General features: G+C 50.1%; 15 protein-coding genes. 12 read left to right on the top strand and 3 right to left on the bottom strand.

Annotated elements, in window-relative coordinates; all coding sequences use genetic code 11:
• Window positions 1–8: 8 nt before the first annotated feature.
• Window positions 9–935, bottom strand: a complete 927-nt coding sequence (locus ACZAHD_RS04075; protein WP_462455644.1) for a LysR family transcriptional regulator — start codon at window positions 933–935, stop codon at window positions 9–11.
• A gap of 158 nt (window positions 936–1,093) precedes the next feature.
• On the opposite strand from ACZAHD_RS04075, the gene ACZAHD_RS04070 reads away from it, so the two are divergent.
• The 12 genes from ACZAHD_RS04070 to ACZAHD_RS04015 all read left to right on the top strand — a co-directional run bounded on the left by ACZAHD_RS04070 (window position 1,094) and on the right by ACZAHD_RS04015 (window position 14,538).
• Window positions 1,094–2,182, top strand: a complete 1,089-nt coding sequence (locus ACZAHD_RS04070; protein ID WP_100685028.1) for a 4-oxalomesaconate tautomerase — start codon at window positions 1,094–1,096, stop codon at window positions 2,180–2,182.
• 87 nt (window positions 2,183–2,269) lie between these two features.
• Window positions 2,270–3,514, top strand: coding sequence for an MFS transporter (locus tag ACZAHD_RS04065; protein ID WP_462455643.1), 1,245 nt, complete (start codon window positions 2,270–2,272; stop codon window positions 3,512–3,514).
• Between the two features lie 78 nt (window positions 3,515–3,592).
• Window positions 3,593–4,456: a fumarylacetoacetate hydrolase family protein gene (locus tag ACZAHD_RS04060; RefSeq protein ID WP_462455642.1), complete on the top strand. Its 864-nt coding sequence runs from the start codon at window positions 3,593–3,595 to the stop codon at window positions 4,454–4,456.
• 59 nt (window positions 4,457–4,515) lie between these two features.
• Window positions 4,516–5,589 carry a [citrate (pro-3S)-lyase] ligase gene (gene citC / locus ACZAHD_RS04055; RefSeq protein WP_462455641.1) on the top strand — a complete coding sequence of 358 codons (1,074 nt, stop codon included), beginning with the start codon at window positions 4,516–4,518 and terminating at the stop codon, window positions 5,587–5,589.
• A gap of 24 nt (window positions 5,590–5,613) precedes the next feature.
• Window positions 5,614–5,904, top strand: coding sequence for a citrate lyase acyl carrier protein (gene citD, locus ACZAHD_RS04050; RefSeq protein ID WP_462455640.1), 291 nt, complete (start codon window positions 5,614–5,616; stop codon window positions 5,902–5,904).
• The gene (gene citE, locus ACZAHD_RS04045; protein ID WP_100685032.1) at window positions 5,904–6,779 is read left to right on the top strand and encodes a citrate (pro-3S)-lyase subunit beta; all 876 of its coding nucleotides are present in this window, start codon (window positions 5,904–5,906) and stop codon (window positions 6,777–6,779) included. The genes citD and citE overlap by 1 nt, the downstream gene beginning before the upstream one ends.
• Before the next feature lie 33 nt (window positions 6,780–6,812).
• Window positions 6,813–8,333, top strand: coding sequence for a citrate lyase subunit alpha (gene citF / locus ACZAHD_RS04040; RefSeq protein ID WP_100685023.1), 1,521 nt, complete (start codon window positions 6,813–6,815; stop codon window positions 8,331–8,333).
• On the top strand, window positions 8,330–8,878 hold the full coding sequence (citX, locus tag ACZAHD_RS04035; protein WP_100685022.1) for a citrate lyase holo-[acyl-carrier protein] synthase: 549 nt from the start codon (window positions 8,330–8,332) through the stop codon (window positions 8,876–8,878). Before citF ends, citX begins: the two co-directional genes overlap by 4 nt.
• The gene (citG, locus tag ACZAHD_RS04030) at window positions 8,853–9,725 is read left to right on the top strand and encodes a triphosphoribosyl-dephospho-CoA synthase CitG (RefSeq protein WP_100685021.1); all 873 of its coding nucleotides are present in this window, start codon (window positions 8,853–8,855) and stop codon (window positions 9,723–9,725) included. The genes citX and citG overlap by 26 nt, the downstream gene beginning before the upstream one ends.
• Before the next feature lie 31 nt (window positions 9,726–9,756).
• On the top strand, window positions 9,757–10,323 hold the full coding sequence (locus ACZAHD_RS04025) for an RBBP9/YdeN family alpha/beta hydrolase (RefSeq protein ID WP_462455639.1): 567 nt from the start codon (window positions 9,757–9,759) through the stop codon (window positions 10,321–10,323).
• 63 nt (window positions 10,324–10,386) lie between these two features.
• Window positions 10,387–12,987, top strand: a complete 2,601-nt coding sequence (gene acnB / locus ACZAHD_RS04020; RefSeq protein ID WP_462455638.1) for a bifunctional aconitate hydratase 2/2-methylisocitrate dehydratase — start codon at window positions 10,387–10,389, stop codon at window positions 12,985–12,987.
• Window positions 12,988–13,104: 117 nt separating this feature from the next.
• Window positions 13,105–14,538, top strand: a complete 1,434-nt coding sequence (locus ACZAHD_RS04015; RefSeq protein WP_462455637.1) for an anion permease — start codon at window positions 13,105–13,107, stop codon at window positions 14,536–14,538.
• 316 nt (window positions 14,539–14,854) lie between these two features.
• On the opposite strand, the gene ACZAHD_RS04010 is transcribed toward ACZAHD_RS04015, so the two are convergent.
• Window positions 14,855–15,358 (bottom strand): nitrogen fixation protein NifQ, encoded by a 504-nt coding sequence (locus ACZAHD_RS04010; RefSeq protein WP_462455636.1) that lies wholly within the window; start codon window positions 15,356–15,358, stop codon window positions 14,855–14,857.
• Window positions 15,358–16,087: NifB/NifX family molybdenum-iron cluster-binding protein (locus ACZAHD_RS04005; protein WP_462455635.1), on the bottom strand; the 730-nt coding region annotated here is incomplete at its 5' end. The genes ACZAHD_RS04010 and ACZAHD_RS04005, both read right to left, overlap by 1 nt.

The raw sequence follows: 16,087 nt of genomic DNA, 5'->3' as shown, positions 1-16,087 counted from the left end.
GAGCCGGATTACGTTGTAAATTTCCCTATCCACGGGCTGTTGGCGTCCTGCGACCAAAGTTGCAACAGCATCTCTCTGAACTTTTCAGCAGCCGGACTTAGCGCTGTTTCTCGGCGCTGAACGAGCCCTAACGTTCGACGAATGACGGGTTCAACAAGCGGGCGGCTGACAAGGATGTGATGCTCATCGGTTGGCATCGCCAGACTGGGGACGACCGCAACGCCAAGACCGGCTTCCACCATGCCGAGCGATGTCGACAAATGCCTGACTTCGTAAAACCAGTTTGGCTTCCACTCCACGCCCTCAAACGCCTGATCAATCAATGACCTGTTACCGCTCGAGCGTCTTACGCCAATGAGTCTTAAGTCGGCCAGATCTTCCCACATGACCAGCGATTTCTGCGCTAACTCGTGGTCGCGCCGACAGGCCAGAACGAAAGGTTCATTCACCAGCGGTGTGAAATCGATATTCGGATGTGTGATATTTATCATGTTTATGCCGAAATCTGCATCGCCATTTAATACGGCTTCAAGGCAGTCGCTTGCACTGTGCTCCAGGATTCGGATACGGATATTGGGGTAATGATGGTTAAAGTCTCTGATGACCGAGGGAAGGAAATAGAACGCGGCCGTCGGTAGACAGGATAAGGTTATCACCCCGCTTTGATGTGTCGCCATTTCCTTGATACTCAGGATCGAGCTTTCATAAAAATCTATTAAATTCTTTGCCTTAGGTAAAAACTCTCTTCCAACCGCCGTGAGTTTTACATTTCTGGTTGACCGTTCGAATAGGGGTGTTCCCAGACTCTCTTCAAGTTTTTTAATTCTGCGTGTTAACGCTGGTTGCGAAATGTGAAGAAAATGCGAAGCTCTTGTGAAGCAGCCAATTTCTGCAATCTTAACAAAAGCTTGTATCCCTTGTAGCTCATGCTGCATGAGATTTTACCCCTCTGGATACGTCGTCTGATCCCTATCCTAACGCAACGCTTATTTATGCGCAAAACGTATTAATCGTTTGTTTTTTGACATTGGAGTTATCTATTCGGTTATGGAATCCTGACGTTGTTCTAACAACCAGGTGAAACGAGAAAAAAATGTTGAAGATTCCTTGCGTACTGATGCGTGGTGGTACTTCCAAAGGCCCGGTTATCCTGGCTAGCGATTTACCGACAAAAATTGAGGAGCGCGATGCTGTACTGCTTGGCCTGATGGGTGCAGGCCATGAACTCGAAATTGATGGTATTGGCGGAGGGAGCCCTCAGACCAGCAAGGTGGCTATCGTGAGCCCGTCGGACAGTCCGGATGCGGATGTCGACTATTTATTCGCCCAGGTTATGGTCAACGAGCGTCGTGTCGATACGACGCCAAACTGCGGCAACATGCTGTGCGCGGTTGGCCCTTTTGCGATTGAAAAAGGCCTTGTGAAAGCGAAAAGTCCGGTAACGACTGTGCGTATCCGTAATCTTAACACCGGAACGCTGGTTGATGCCGAAATACAGACACCGGACTTTTATGTCAATTACGAAGGCGATACCCACATTGACGGCGTACCAGGCACCGCCGCTCCTGTCGGTCTGACATTCCTGAACTCTGCGGGCTGCAAGACCGGGAAGTTACTGCCAACCGGTAACGTCATTGATGTGATCGACGGTGTGGAAGTGACCTGTATTGATATGGCCATGCCGATGGTGCTGATTAATGCCGAGCAGATGGGAAAAACGGGCGGCGAAACCCCGGCAGAACTTGATGCCGATCGGTCATTCATGGTACGACTGGAAAAAATTCGTCGTCAGGCCGGTGTCGCAATGGGATTTGGTGATGTCTCCGATAAAGTTATTCCCAAACCGGTTTTACTGAGCAAACCGAGCGCCGGAGGGACGATCAGAGTTCGCTACTTTATGCCGCATAACTGTCATAAATCGCTGGCGATTACGGGCTCGATTGGTATTTCAACAGCAACGATTATTGAAGGCTCTGTCGCTCATAAAATTGTTTCAGAACAACTCAAGACGCCTTTTACCAATATTATTAATATTGAACATCCAAGCGGAAAAATCTCCGTATCGTTACTCAAAGACGGGAGTGCAATCGAGAAAACACGCGCGGCAGTAATCCGCACTTCGCGTAAGCTTTTTGAAGGTGAAGTTTGCATTCCGGAGTCGGTTTTATCAGAAGCTATTTAACGGTTTCTAAATATTGAAAGCAATTGATACCCTTTAGCTCCTGCGAGCTACAGTACTCTACACCAAAAAAATAATATTGAGGATATTATGGCTATAACTACTACTCAACATAATCTGGAAGGCCCGGATCCGGCAAAAGTCAGTAACTATATTCGTGTGATACTGGCGCTGGCTTTATCTGGACTGGCTGAGCTAGCCTCGCTTTTTTTTATCCAACCGCTATTACCGGTGCTGGCCGTTGAATATGACGTCCCGGTCAGCCAGGTCAGTATCATTCTCTCTGCAGAAACGGCGCTGCTGGCGATCGGACTATTATTTACGGGAACATTATCCGATCATTATGGCCGAAAAAAACTGATCGTTGTTTCCCTGATTTTGGGAGGCACGTTGACACTGCTGTGTCCTCTGGTTCAGTCATGGGCGATGCTGGTTGCTCTGCGTGCCATTATTGGGCTGGCGCTCAGCGGGATTGCCGCGGCGGCAACGGCCTATATCAGTGAAGAAGTCGCACCCGTTGTTGCCGGGGTTGTGACGGGCTACTTCGTCTTTGGTAACTCAATGGGGGGAATGTCCGGTCGTATTATTGCCAGCCAGTTGATTGAACATATTTCGATAAATACCATATTCTACGGTTTTGCCGTCAGCCTGATTGTGGTAGCGGTACTGGTTAACTTCCTGCTACCAGCTTCGAAAAACTTTAAACCAACACAAAACCTGAATGTTCTGCGGGTAGTGAAAGGTGCCGCAGCACATTTTAAAAATAAAAAACTGGCGTTAGCATTTGTTATCAGTTTCATCATCTTTGGGGTGTTTACCTCTCTGTATAACTACCTGGCTTTCTTCCTGAAAGGAGAACCATTCCATATTTCACCAGCGAATGCGGGACTGCTTTCTTTTAGCTTTGCATTAAGTTTCTTTACTGCGCCTCAGGCCGGTCGACTTTCTGCAAAATATGGCAGTATGAAAGTTCTGCGTGCGCTGTTCGTGATTATGGCGTTGGGTATGTTACTGACGTTAACCTCCAACGTAGTCACATTTATTATCGGCGCGGTCATTTTTACCGGTTGTTTCTTTGGCTGTCACTCAATTGGGTTAAGTTGGGTAAGTAAAAATGCAGCGCAAGCACGTGGCCAGGCCGTCGCTCTGTACCTGTTCTTCTACTACATGGGTGGGTCGGTTATCGGCTTTGTGAACGGTTTTGTCTTCCACTCAACGGGGTGGCAGGGAATGACAGGATTTATCATCGCATTACTCGCCGTGGGTGCAGTGGTTGCGACATATTTATCCGCCAGCGAAGGGAAATCCCTGGTGCCGGCAGAATCATTGAAATAATAACCAAATAGTTCACGCCACGCTAAGTGGCGTGAACACAGACAGACTTTGAAATAGAATAGATAAGCAGGCTCCATTATGAAATTAACAAGCTATAGCCATCATGGTCGTAAAAGCTATGGTATTTTTACTGACCAGGGTATTATTGATCTCGGTGATAAAATTGGTCATCAATATAGTACTCTGAAAGATTTATTGCAGTGGAATGCCATTGATATTGCCAGACAATATATAGATTATCCCGCAGATGTCGTTGTCGATGATATTACCTTCCTGCCTGTTATTGAGTCGCCGGGGAAAATATTCTGTGTTGGAATGAATTACGCCGATAAGCGAAAAGAATTTTCTGAAACCAACAACGCGCCAACCCTTTTTGTTCGCTTTCCTGACTCGCAGACGGGTCATGCGACAGAGGTGATTAAACCCGCATTATCAAACGAATTTGATTATGAAGGAGAACTGGCGGTCATTATTGGCAAGCCAGGTATTCATATCGATGTTTGTGACGCAATGAGCCACGTAGCCGGATACAGTTGCTATATGGACGGTTCGGTGCGCGACTGGCAGCATGCCTGGTTTACCGCAGGTAAAAACTGGCCGCAGACAGGTGCGTTTGGCCCTTGTATGACCACCGTCGACGAAATCCCCGATCCGCATGTTTTATCAATCCAGACCTACCTGAATGGCATGTTGGTTCAGAATGATTCGACAGCCAGTATGATCCATAAGGTAGCCGAGTTGATTAGCTATATCAGTACGTTCACTTCACTCAGTGCCGGTGATGTGATTATTACCGGCTCTCCGGGGGGCGTCGGGAAAAAGAGAACGCCTCCTCTGTTTATGCACCAAGGCGATCGGGTCGAAGTGGTGATTGAAAATATCGGACGTTTAACAAATACCATCGTGGAATCACAGCCTCAGCACGACTTACTGGCATCGTAATAGCTGGCAGAGCAAACAGATAGTCGACAACCTATAAAGATATTTTCAGGAGAAATAAGATGTATACCGACCAGGCGCTAGAATTCGAAACAGTTGAAACTAGCAACGGTGCTCTGAGAGAGGAGATTGTCCTTTTTTTGAAGAGTAATGGATTAGGCATCGATGAAGATATCGAACAGTTTGTTGTTGCACGTTGTAACCGGCATCTGGTGGCCTGCGTCGGGCTTGCGGGAAATACATTGAAATGCATTGCTGTCGAGAGAGAATGGCGCGGAACATCCTTAGTCCTGCAAATCGTTCATGAAGCAGAACTGCAGGCTATTCAGAACGGTGAACATCAACTTTTTCTCCTGACTTCTCCTGATAATGTTAAGTCATTCCAGGGCTGTGGATTTTATCCTTTGGTGACCCTCGATAACCGGGCGACGTTAATGGAGAATACGCCTGTTGGCATCCATCATTATTGCCGACAGTTGCGCAGTCATCATCTGGTGATGGCCGCGAATGTGGGGGGGATTGTGATGAATGCCAATCCCTTCACTTTAGGGCACCAGTATTTGATCGAGCAGGCAGCAAAAGCATGTGACTGGCTGCACGTCTTTGTCGTTGAGGAAGATCTGTCAGAGTTTTCTTTCCGCGAACGCTTCGCCATGGTGCAGGATGGTTCACGGCATTTGCCTAATATTACCGTGCACCCGGGTTCAAGATATATTATTTCTCGCGGGACCTTTCCTGGCTACTTTCTCAAAGAAAAGCAAATTGTTAATGAAGTGTATGCGGCAATTGATTTGCTTATGTTTCGTCGCTACATTGCGCCGGCTTTAAATATTAATCAGCGTTTTGTGGGCACCGAACCATACTGCAAGGTTACGGCACAGTATAATTGTGCGATGCATCACTGGCTGGAAGATGAAATGACAATACCGGCTGCCAGCATCAAAGTTAACGAAATTCAGAGAATGACCGATGATAATAATTTACCGATATCTGCCTCTGCCGTGCGGAAATTATTAAAAAATGAAGATCTTCAGGCTGTGAAAAGCAGGGTACCGGAAAGTACTATGCCTTATCTATATAAATGGTTAGCAGCGAATCAATCTAAGCAGCCAGATGTATATCTGACTGGGGCTTAATCAATAATTGTTCAGGAAGTTAATATGAAAATAGTCAAGGCGGCAATGGCCGGAACGCTGGAGTCGAGCGATCTGGTTGTTAAAGTCAGCCCATATGAAGATGGACTGGATATCACGATCAACAGTGAAGTATACAAGCAATTTGGCGAGCAGATTACTGTGGTGGTGAAGGAAACACTTTCCACATTTAATATTACGCAGGGTCAAATTATCGTTGAAGATAAAGGCGCGCTGGATTGTGTTATCCGCGCCAGGATGCAGGTTGCAATCCTTCGGGGAACGGACAGCAAAGAAATTTTGTGGGAAAAATTATGATGAAAAAATTACGCCGCAGTATGCTTTTTTTGCCAGGTTCAAGCGCAGCCATGCTATCGACCGCCTTTATTTATAAACCTGATTCAATTATGTTTGATCTGGAAGATGCCGTTTCGTTGAAAGAAAAAGATAGCGCACGACTGCTGGTTTTTCATGCCTTACAGCATCCCATGTATAAAGATATTGAAACGGTTGTCAGGATTAATCCGCTAAATACACCCTTTGGCTTAAAAGATCTTGAGGCGGCAGTGCGGGCGGGCGTTGACGTTATCCGTTTACCGAAAACGGATACGCCGGAAGATATTTATCAGCTTGAGCGTGAAATTGTCCGTATTGAGGAAAGCTGCGGCCGCCCGGTTGGCTCCACGCAATTAATGGCGGCGATTGAATCTGCGGTGGGAGTGATTAATGCCGTCGCTATCGCCCGCTCTTCTCAACGCCTGATGGGTATTGCGCTGGCGGCATTTGATTACGTGATGGATATGCAAACGGAACGCGGAGATGGCACCGAGCTGTTTTATGCACGCTGTGCGGTATTACATGCCGCCCGTGGGGCCGGTATTGATGCTTTTGATGTGGTTTATGCCGATATTAATGATGAAGCTGGCTTTTTAAAAGAAGTGGATCTGATTAAGCGCATGGGCTTTAACGGTAAATCTCTGATTAATCCACGGCAGATTGAAATTTTGCACAATGCCTATGCACCAACCCAGGAAGAGGTTGATTATGCAGAACGCGTTATCGCCGCGGCCGAAGACGGTGAACGTAATGGCCTTGGGGTGATTTCACTGAACGGCAAAATGATTGATGCGCCGATCATTAACCATGCCCGTGTGGTTATCGATCGTAAAAATGCATCTGGCGTTCGTCAGTAATCTCTATTCAGCCTATAGCCACAGGATTAAACGATGAGTCATTTAACTGAAGCACTTCGTAACATAGCCGGTAGCCAGCATAAATATGAGGTGTTTACCGGCGCCAACACACATACACCTTATCTGGCCGATCCTCGTCAAAAATATCAACGTAAACTGTTCGACACCGTGGATGACGTTTTAGCCCATTGTGATTTACATGATGGTATGACCGTTTCATTTCATCACGCTTTCCGCGAGGGTGACAAAGTCATTAACTACGTTATGGCTAAGCTGGCGGAAAAAGGCTTAAAAGGATTGACGCTGGCATCCAGTTCTCTGATGACCTGCAATGCGCCGCTGATTGAACATATTAAAAATGGTGTGATTCGCAAAATTTATACTTCCGGGATGCGCGGCGAATTAGCTGATGCGATTTCACACGGACTGATGGAGGAGCCGGTACAGATCCACTCGCATGGCGGAAGAGTCAATCTGATTGAAAAGGGTGAAATTAACATTGATGTCGCCTTTTTAGCTGTCTCCTGCTGCGATGAATATGGCAATGCCAATGGCAGCGGCGGCAAATCCCGATGCGGTTCGCTTGGCTATGCGATGGTCGATGCAAAATATGCCAAAAAAGTGGTGTTACTGACGGAAAGTATTGAACCGTTCCCGTATATGCCAGCCAGCATTATTCAGGACCAGGTTGATTATATTGTCAAAATAGACAGCGTTGGTGACCCGGCGAAAATCAGCGTAGGCGCCGCTCGCGTGACCAGCAATCCGCGAGAGCTGATGATTGCGCGCTCTGCCGCCGATGTGATTGAACATTCCGGTTATTTCCAGGATGGCTTTTCCCTGCAAACCGGCTCAGGCGCGGCGTCTACGGCCTGCACGCGATTTCTGGAATCGCGTATGAGAAAACACAATATTGTTGCGCGATTTGCCTTAGGCGGCATTACCGGCAGCATCGTGGATCTGCATGAAAAAGGGCTCATCACCAAACTGCTGGATACCCAAAGCTTTGACGGCGTCGCAGGGGCTTCGCTGGCGAAAAACCCCAATCATGTTGAAATCTCAACCAGCGTTTATGCGAACCCTGCCGCGAAAGCCGCCTGCTGCGATCGCGTCGATGTTGTCATTTTAAGTGCGCTGGAAATTGACACCGATTTCAATGTGAACGTGCTGACGGGTTCCGATGGCGTGATGCGCGGCGCATCTGGCGGACATTGCGATGTCGCTGCGGCTGCCAACTTAACTATTGTGGTCGCTCCCTTGATTCGCAGCCGTATTCCTACCGTCGTCAGGCAGGTTACGACTTGCGTTACCCCGGGTGAAAGCATTGACGTGCTGGTGACTGACCATGGTATTGCCGTGAATCCTGCCCGTCCGGAGGTCAAAGAGAAGCTGATTGCTGCCGGTTTACCGGTCGTTGAAATCGAATCGCTTTATCAGAGAGCGCTGGTGATTTCTGGTGAACCGAAACCGATTGAGTTTACTTCCCGTATTGTCGGCGTGGTGCGTTATCGCGATGGCAGCGTCATTGATGTCGTAAGGCAGGTGAAAGAATGATCGGCGAAACGACAAAGGCAACCTGCGCGACCATCACCCTTGAGGATGTTCTGAAAGCCAGAGAAGCGCGCGCGGACTTGCAGCAACGGTGGCTGCAGGGATACGGACAGTCGGTGATTTCAACCACGCTCGTCTGGCCAGGCGAAGTGAAAGATACACCGCTCGCCCGGCAGGTGATGGCGGAGGCGAATGAGGCCCTTAACCAGCTGCTGCGCAAACACCGCTGGGAAGTCTGCAAGCACGAAATCCGTTTCCTTCCTACCGGGCCAGAGGCGTTCTGGTCCGTATTGGCGCCAGGCTGGATGATAAAACATGTCACGGCGCATCTGGAGGATAACCATCCTCTCGGGCGTCTGTGGGACATCGATGTGTTTTGCCCAAAATCCGGATTAATTAAGCGCAGTGCGATACGCCAGCCTATGCGCAGGTGCTTCATTTGTCATGAGCCTGCCCACGTCTGCTCTCGTATGCGTCGCCATTCGCAGAATGAACTGGCGCAAGTTATTGAGGATTTAACCTATGACTACTTTAGCGGTCAACGTTAAACGGGCTGAGCAGGTACAAAGCATCGCCTGGCTGGCCGCTGAGGCGATGTATCGGGAAGTCAAATTAACCCCCAAGCCGGGGCTGGTTGATGGCGACAATAACGGCGCGCATCGTGATATGAATATCACGCTCTTTATGGCCAGCATCAGCGCCGTGGCCCCCTGGTTCCCCCGTTTTTTTGCGCAAGGACTGGCTACCGCGGATTCACCCGCTCCCCAGACCTTATTGGCGATAAGGCCAACAGGTCTGGCGTGCGAACAGGCGATGTTCAATGCCACCGTCGGCGTCAATACGCATAAGGGCGGGATTTTTTCGCTCGGCCTCTTATGTGCAGCCGCCGGGCGGCTGGTTAAAAGTCATCAGATGCTCAGTCAGCGCAACCTGTGCCGGGAAATCCGCGCGATGTGTGCGGGTCTGGTTGACCATGAACTGAGCAAAACCGGGCAAGCAAAAACCAAAGGTGAGCACCTTTTTCAGACCCTTGGACTTACCGGTGCGCGGGGTGAAGCTGAAAACGGTTTTAATACCGTCACCCGCTACGGTTTGCCACAGTGGGAAAGAGCGTTGCAAGAGGGGTTATCTGAGCAGGATGCGCTACTGAAGATGCTCCTGGCCTTGATGGCCGCCAATCCCGATACCAATGTGGTGTCCCGGAGTGGACTAAAAGGACTGAAATATGTTCAGCGCTATGCGAGAAGAGTGCTCAACATCAAAAATCTGTCGGGTGAAAAGCTCAGAAAAGCGCTGGTAAACATGGATAAGGCTTTAATTGCAAAAAATATAAGCCCTGGTGGCAGTGCGGATCTTCTTGCCGTTGGCTGGGTACTTTCCCACTATCCGGCCTGATGGGGGTACTGAACGTGGAGAGGAGGGCTTTATGACTACGCAACGTCTGGAACCGCTGAGTGAAAGGTTCACGATTATTCTGGTACCGGGCCTGAGAGACAGTGATGAGCATCACTGGCAGAGTTGTTGGAGCCGTCGTTTTCCACTCTGGAAACGGATAAGTCAGCGAAACTGGCTGGAACCTGATATTGACGCCTGGGTGTCTGCTATCCGCCGGGAGCTGGCCACCTGTCAGCGCCCGGCCATTCTGGTCGGGCACAGTTTTGGGGCGCTTGCATCATGTCGGCTGGTACAAACGCAAAAAATGAATATTGCGGGCATTGTTATGGTTGCTCCCGCTGAACCATCGCTTTTCGAACTGGAGGAGGCTGTACTTCCCGAGAAATTAGTGACCCCCAGCCTCATGTTTGCCAGTCAAAACGATCCGTTAATGTCTTTTAAACGCGCGCAATTTTGGGCTGAATGCTGGGGCTCTCGTGTCATTGATATTGGCGAAGCCGGTCACATCAATACCGAGTCCGGATTCGGCGAGTGGGAGTATGGCCTTGAGCAGCTGGCGGAATTTGGTGAAGCCCTTGAGCATGATATTAAAAAGTAGGTTTTACAAAAAAATTTATCGCATACCACTATTCAGATAAATAATATTTGATCCGGAGAGCATATGTTAGAAGCTTATAATAAGCATGTACAAGAACGTGCTTTGAAAAACATTCCGCCGAAACCTTTAACCGCAGAGCAAACGCAAGAATTAATTATGTCGCTGCTCAGCGGGGACGGTGATGATAAAAATACCCTTATTCAACTGCTAACGCATCGCGTACCGCCAGGTGTCGATCCTGCGGCGAAGCTCAAAGCGGATTTTCTCTACCAGCAAATTAAAGAAGAATCTCCTACGAGTATCATTGCCCCTCAGCAGGCTATTGAGTTACTGGGGACGATGCAGGGTGGCTATAATATCCAGCCGCTTATTGATTTACTGGATGACCCGAAATGGGGCAGCAGTGCTGCGGAACAATTAAGCACCACGCTTCTTATTTTTGAAAAGTTTAAGGATATTGAAGAAAAAGCGAATCAGGGGAATGTCCAGGCGCAAAACGTGATGCAGTCATGGGCAAATGCCGAATGGTTTCTACGCCGCCAGGAGTTGCCTGAAAAAATTACCCTTACCGTATTTAAAGTTGCAGGGGAAACGAATACGGATGATTTATCACCTGCGCCGGAGGCATGGTCACGTCCGGACATTCCTCTGCACGCGTTGTCTATGCTGAGTAATCCGCGTGACGGCGTGACACCGGACGAACCCGGAAGCCGGGGACCCGTACAGCAACTGCAACAGCTGAAAAAAGAGGGCTACCCACTGGTCTACGTTGGGGACGTCGTCGGCACGGGCTCTTCCCGTAAATCAGCCACAAACTCCATTTTATGGCATATCGGCAACGATATCCCCTGGGTGCCCAATAAGCGAAACGGCGGATTTGTTTTTGGCGGAAATATTGCCCCCATCTTTTTCAACACGCTTGAGGATTCCGGCGCGCTGCCGGTCGAAATGGATGTTTCCGGGCTGGAAACAGGGATGCGAATTGATCTCTGGCCATATCTGGGAGAGGTTCGCGAAACCGCCAGTCAGCGGCTGATTACGTCATTCACGTTGAAAACGGATGTGTTGCTTGATGAGGTGCGCGCCGGAGGGCGTATACCGTTGATCATTGGCAGAAGTCTGACGGCAAGGGCACGCGAATCGCTGGGACTTCCTCCTTCCGCGGTCTTCCGCCAGCCAAAGGCGCCGGCGCCTTCATCGGCTGGCTTTACGCTGGCGCAGAAAATAGTGGGAAGAGCGTGCGGCGTTGAAGGGGTTCGCCCGGGACAGTATTGCGAACCTAAAGTGTCAACGGTGGGTTCACAGGACACCACCGGCGGGATGACGCGCGATGAGCTTACTGACCTGGCCTGCCTGAGCTTTTCCGCCGATTTGGTTATGCAGTCTTTTTGCCATACATCGGCTTATCCTAAGCCGGTTGATGTCAAGCTACATGACACGTTGCCTGATTTTATCAGTCGCCGGAACGGCATTGCGCTCAAGCCGGGTGATGGCATCATCCACTCCTGGCTTAACCGCATGCTTATTCCTGATACCGTAGGGACCGGGGCAGACTCTCATACGCGTTTCCCGCTGGGGATCTCTTTTCCTGGGGGCTCCGGGCTGGTGGCTTTTGCTGCGGCAACGGGAATTATGCCGCTGGATATGCCGGAGTCTGTGCTGGTTCGCTTTACAGGAGAGATGCAAAAAGGGATCACCTTGCGTGATCTGGTCCACGCCATTCCGTTCTATGCCATCAGGCAAGGTTTACTGACGGTTGAGAAGAAAAATAAGATCAATATTTTCTCGGGTCGTATTCTGGAAATTGAAGGACTTGGCATGTTGAAAGCAGAGCAGGCTTTCGAACTGGCCGATGCTTCCGCGGAACGTTCGGCTGCCGCATGCGTTCTTCGTCTTGAAGAAGAAAACGTGGCGGAGTATTTGCGTTCAAATGCCGCCCTGCTGCGTTGGATGATTCGTCAGGGTTACGAAAACTCAGCGACGCTGGAGCGACGTATTGCCGAAATAGAAGCCTGGCTGGCTAACCCGTCACTTCTGGTTGCCGACAAAAATGCTGAGTACGCCGCAGTGATTGACATCGATCTGACGGAGATTACCGAGCCTATTGTATGCGCGCCTAATGATCCGGATGATGCCCGTCTGCTGTCTGAGGTGGCGCGTTCGCCGATAGATGAAGTGTTTATTGGCTCTTGCATGACGAATATTGGTCATTTCCGTGCCGCCGGTAAAATTATTGCAGACGCCAAAGAGATCCCCACGAGGCTTTGGCTGGCGCCGCCGACGAAAATGGATGCGCAGCAGCTTTCCAGCGAAGGCTATTTTAATATGTTTATTAAATCTGGCGCCAGGATAGAACCCGCCGGATGTTCTCTGTGTATGGGGAATCAGGCTCGGGTACGACAAGGCAGCCATGTTGTTTCGACATCCACCCGCAACTTCCCGAATCGTCTGGGCACGGATGCTAAGGTCTTTCTGGCATCGGCAGAACTTAGCGCGGTAGCGGCAATGACCGGGAAAATGCCGACCGTTGAACAATATTTCTGGCATATGGATAAAATCCAGGACACACGTGACGATACTTATCGTTACCTTAACTTTGATCGGCTGCCAGAGTATCAGCTCACGGTTAATGAGAAAGATATTATTAAAACATTTGCCGGCTAATTATTAATACATTACGTTCATTAATAAAATAGTCGTCAAGAGCACCATTGTTCAGCAGGGGCTTCTTTTTTCGGAAGCTTCTGCTGCCAACGGAATGGTTTAATGCTGGGGTGACGTATGTTGAAGTCAAAGAAACTAAAAATAGTTCTTCTTATCTTAATAATATTATTATCAATAATTATTCCTCCGCCGGAAGGATTAACGAAAGAGGCATGGGTACTGGCGGGCATTTATCTCGCGTCGATTGTAGGGCTGGTGAGTAAACCATACCCTGAGCCCGTCATTATGCTTTCCGCCGTGGCGTTGTCATGTATTGCCCTGGCCAGTTTTGACAATTCGCCCGTAAAGCCAATGGATGTCCTGAGCGGCTATTCATCAGGAACCACATGGCTGGTGTTTAGTGCATTTACCTTAAGTGCCGCGTTCGTCACAACCGGATTGGGAAAGCGACTGGCGTACTGGTTTATTTTAAAGTTCGGCGGCACGACTCTGCGGTTAGGCTATGTCACTGCGCTGTTAGATTTAATTCTGTCCCCGGCCACCCCCTCTAATACAGCTCGTGCAGGTGGAGTGGTATTCCCGATTATCAACAGTATTGCGCTGGTATTAGGTTCCACACCAAATGAGAGTCCTTGTAAAGCAGGGCGTTTTCTGATGGTGAATGTGTATATGGTGACGAAAACCACCAGCTATATGTTTTTAACAGCATTTGCCGGGAATGCTTTAGCGCTCCAGTTGATCTCTGATATTTTTCACATCCAGATAAGCTGGGTCGGTTGGGCTCTGGCGGGCGTACCCCTGGGGCTTTTGATGCTGGCGGTGATTCCATACATTACTTACAAAATAACGCGCCCGGAATTAAAAAAGATAGATAATGTTAAAATAGCCACTGCTGGTCTGAATGGACTTGGGCCGATAAGCGGAAAAGAAAAAGGGTTAATCGTTGTTTTTATCAGCGCTTTGCTGGGATGGATTTTCTCACGTTACCTCGGGCTTACCGAGTCCTCCGTTGCCGTGATCGCGATGGTCGGGGCCCTGGTGTTTAATATTATTTGCTGGAATGATGTTCTGCAAAACAAGGGCGGCTGGAATACCCTAATCTGGTACGGCGCAATTATTGGACTTAGCGCCACGTTAAGTAAAGAAGGATTTTTCAAATGGCTGGCAGACTTTATGTCTGAACATCTGGATTTCCTCGGCGCGGGTAACAGTACGATTATTATGATTGTTTTTTTAAGTATTGTCGTGCGCTATTTATTCGCCTCTGGTGGCGCCTATGTAGCCGCCATGGTGCCCGTGTTTGCAACGGTGGGACTGGTGACCGGAACCGCCCCCGTACTTCTTGCTTTGGCCATTTTGTTTTCAAACTCGTATGGTGGTTGTATTACACACTATGGCGGTGCGGCCGGGCCGATTATCTTTGCTGCCGGTTATAATGATATTAAATCATGGTGGTTGACCGGGACTATAATCGCTTTATTAACTTTTGTTGTGCACATGACTATTGGCATTCCATGGTGGGGCTTTTTGATCCAGCATAATATGCTATGAAGGATAATTTGTGATTTAAGACTTCATGAGTCCCCGGTGGCAGGGTGGTATCCTGGAATGACCGATTGCGGCGGGCATTCGTTTCCTGAAGTGACTTAAGACGTTCTACGTCCGATGCTGCTATGCCACCCGACTTCGTGCGCCAACTGTAAAGATCGCACCGGCGATCGCCGGTGACGGAAAAGTCTGCGGGTGCAAACGTCCTCTTCGGCTTCAGGATATTCCGTAGAGGACGCTTCTTTTCTCACCTCGCAGATTCCGCAGATTAACACCACGTATCTTGAGCAGACCCGTTTGCGCAACCCGAAGACAGGCGTCACTCAAAACAGGCATCGCGCTCCCAACACTCGTCACAGCTTGGCGAGCGGCAGGTAACTTCTCCCTGCTGGAGCAGACAGCGTTGACGATAAAAGAACTTTTTCCAGCGCATATTGTGTTCGTTCATCACCACCAGTTGCGGAAAGCAGTCGCTCATCAGCAGGCGCAATTCGGCGCGCGATTCAAGACCAAGATCCTGCCACAGATGGTTAAACGCCAGCGAAACCTCGGCGATAATCTGCGCCATTGGCCCGGCCTCCTGCGGCATCCAGCTCGCCAGCCATGCGCCCAGTTGCTGACGCTCCTCTTCGCGGGTGGCATTCAGTTCCGCCATCAGGCGGCGACGGATAAGCGCCTCGCTATCCAGCGGCGTCTCAGCCTCGCCCAACTGTCGCCGCAGTGCCTGCCAGTCGTGCGGACTCAGTCCCATACGCAGCGGAAAACTGCCTTTACCCGCGTGATACAGCAGCCATAAGCGTCTTAGCCAGTCGAGCGGCGGCATCAGGCGACCCCCTTGTGCGGCAACGCGGCAGGCCAGCTCCCACGACGCTGCTGCCACCAGTCGGGCAACACCTCGGAGACCGGGCGCCACGCGCCGTCAACGCACGGCTCAATGCCTTGCTGTTCCAGCTTTTGCCATGGTGTGTGGCCGATACGCACGCAAAAGACGGCTTTCACGTCCGCCAGCAGTTCGAGGATCGCCGCAAACCTGGCGTCATTATCCTGCGGTTCGCAGTCATCGCGTCCCTGGCAATATTTCGGTGTAAACCGTTCGTTGACCAGCACCATTCCGGCGGCCGACAGGCTATAAATAGAGAACCGGTCGGTATGGCCAAAGTGGCAATCAATCACACCTCCGCGGCTTGACGCCACGGCGACCAGACAGGCGTCATCGGCTTCTGATTCGCCGCGGGTCGCAATACTGGCGTGAAGTTGCGCGCGCTGGTGGAGGATCGGCAGCCATGCCGGCAGGCTCTCCGGGGCCGGAAGCTGGTTAAACTGCTGGCTGCGATCTTCGCCAAGCATCCCGATGGCATCGGCGCGGCACTGGTGGCAGTGGGTCATCTGCGGCATCACTTCTCCGCACCGGCTCCGGGTCGCGGCGAGCAGTTCTGCGTCCGGCTCCGGCTGGCCGTTGAGGCCAAACACCGTGCCGTGCTCCGGCCGGGCAATCAGCGGCATAATGTTATGGATAAACGCGCCGCGGGTTCGCAGTTCGCGGCTCACGTCG

Origin of the sequence: Raoultella sp. (genome assembly GCF_039594335.1) — a bacterium.
GTDB lineage: Bacteria > Pseudomonadota > Gammaproteobacteria > Enterobacterales > Enterobacteriaceae > Klebsiella.
The sequence above is the reverse complement of the archived record's forward strand: the minus strand, read 5'-3'. Positions and strand labels throughout refer to the sequence as shown.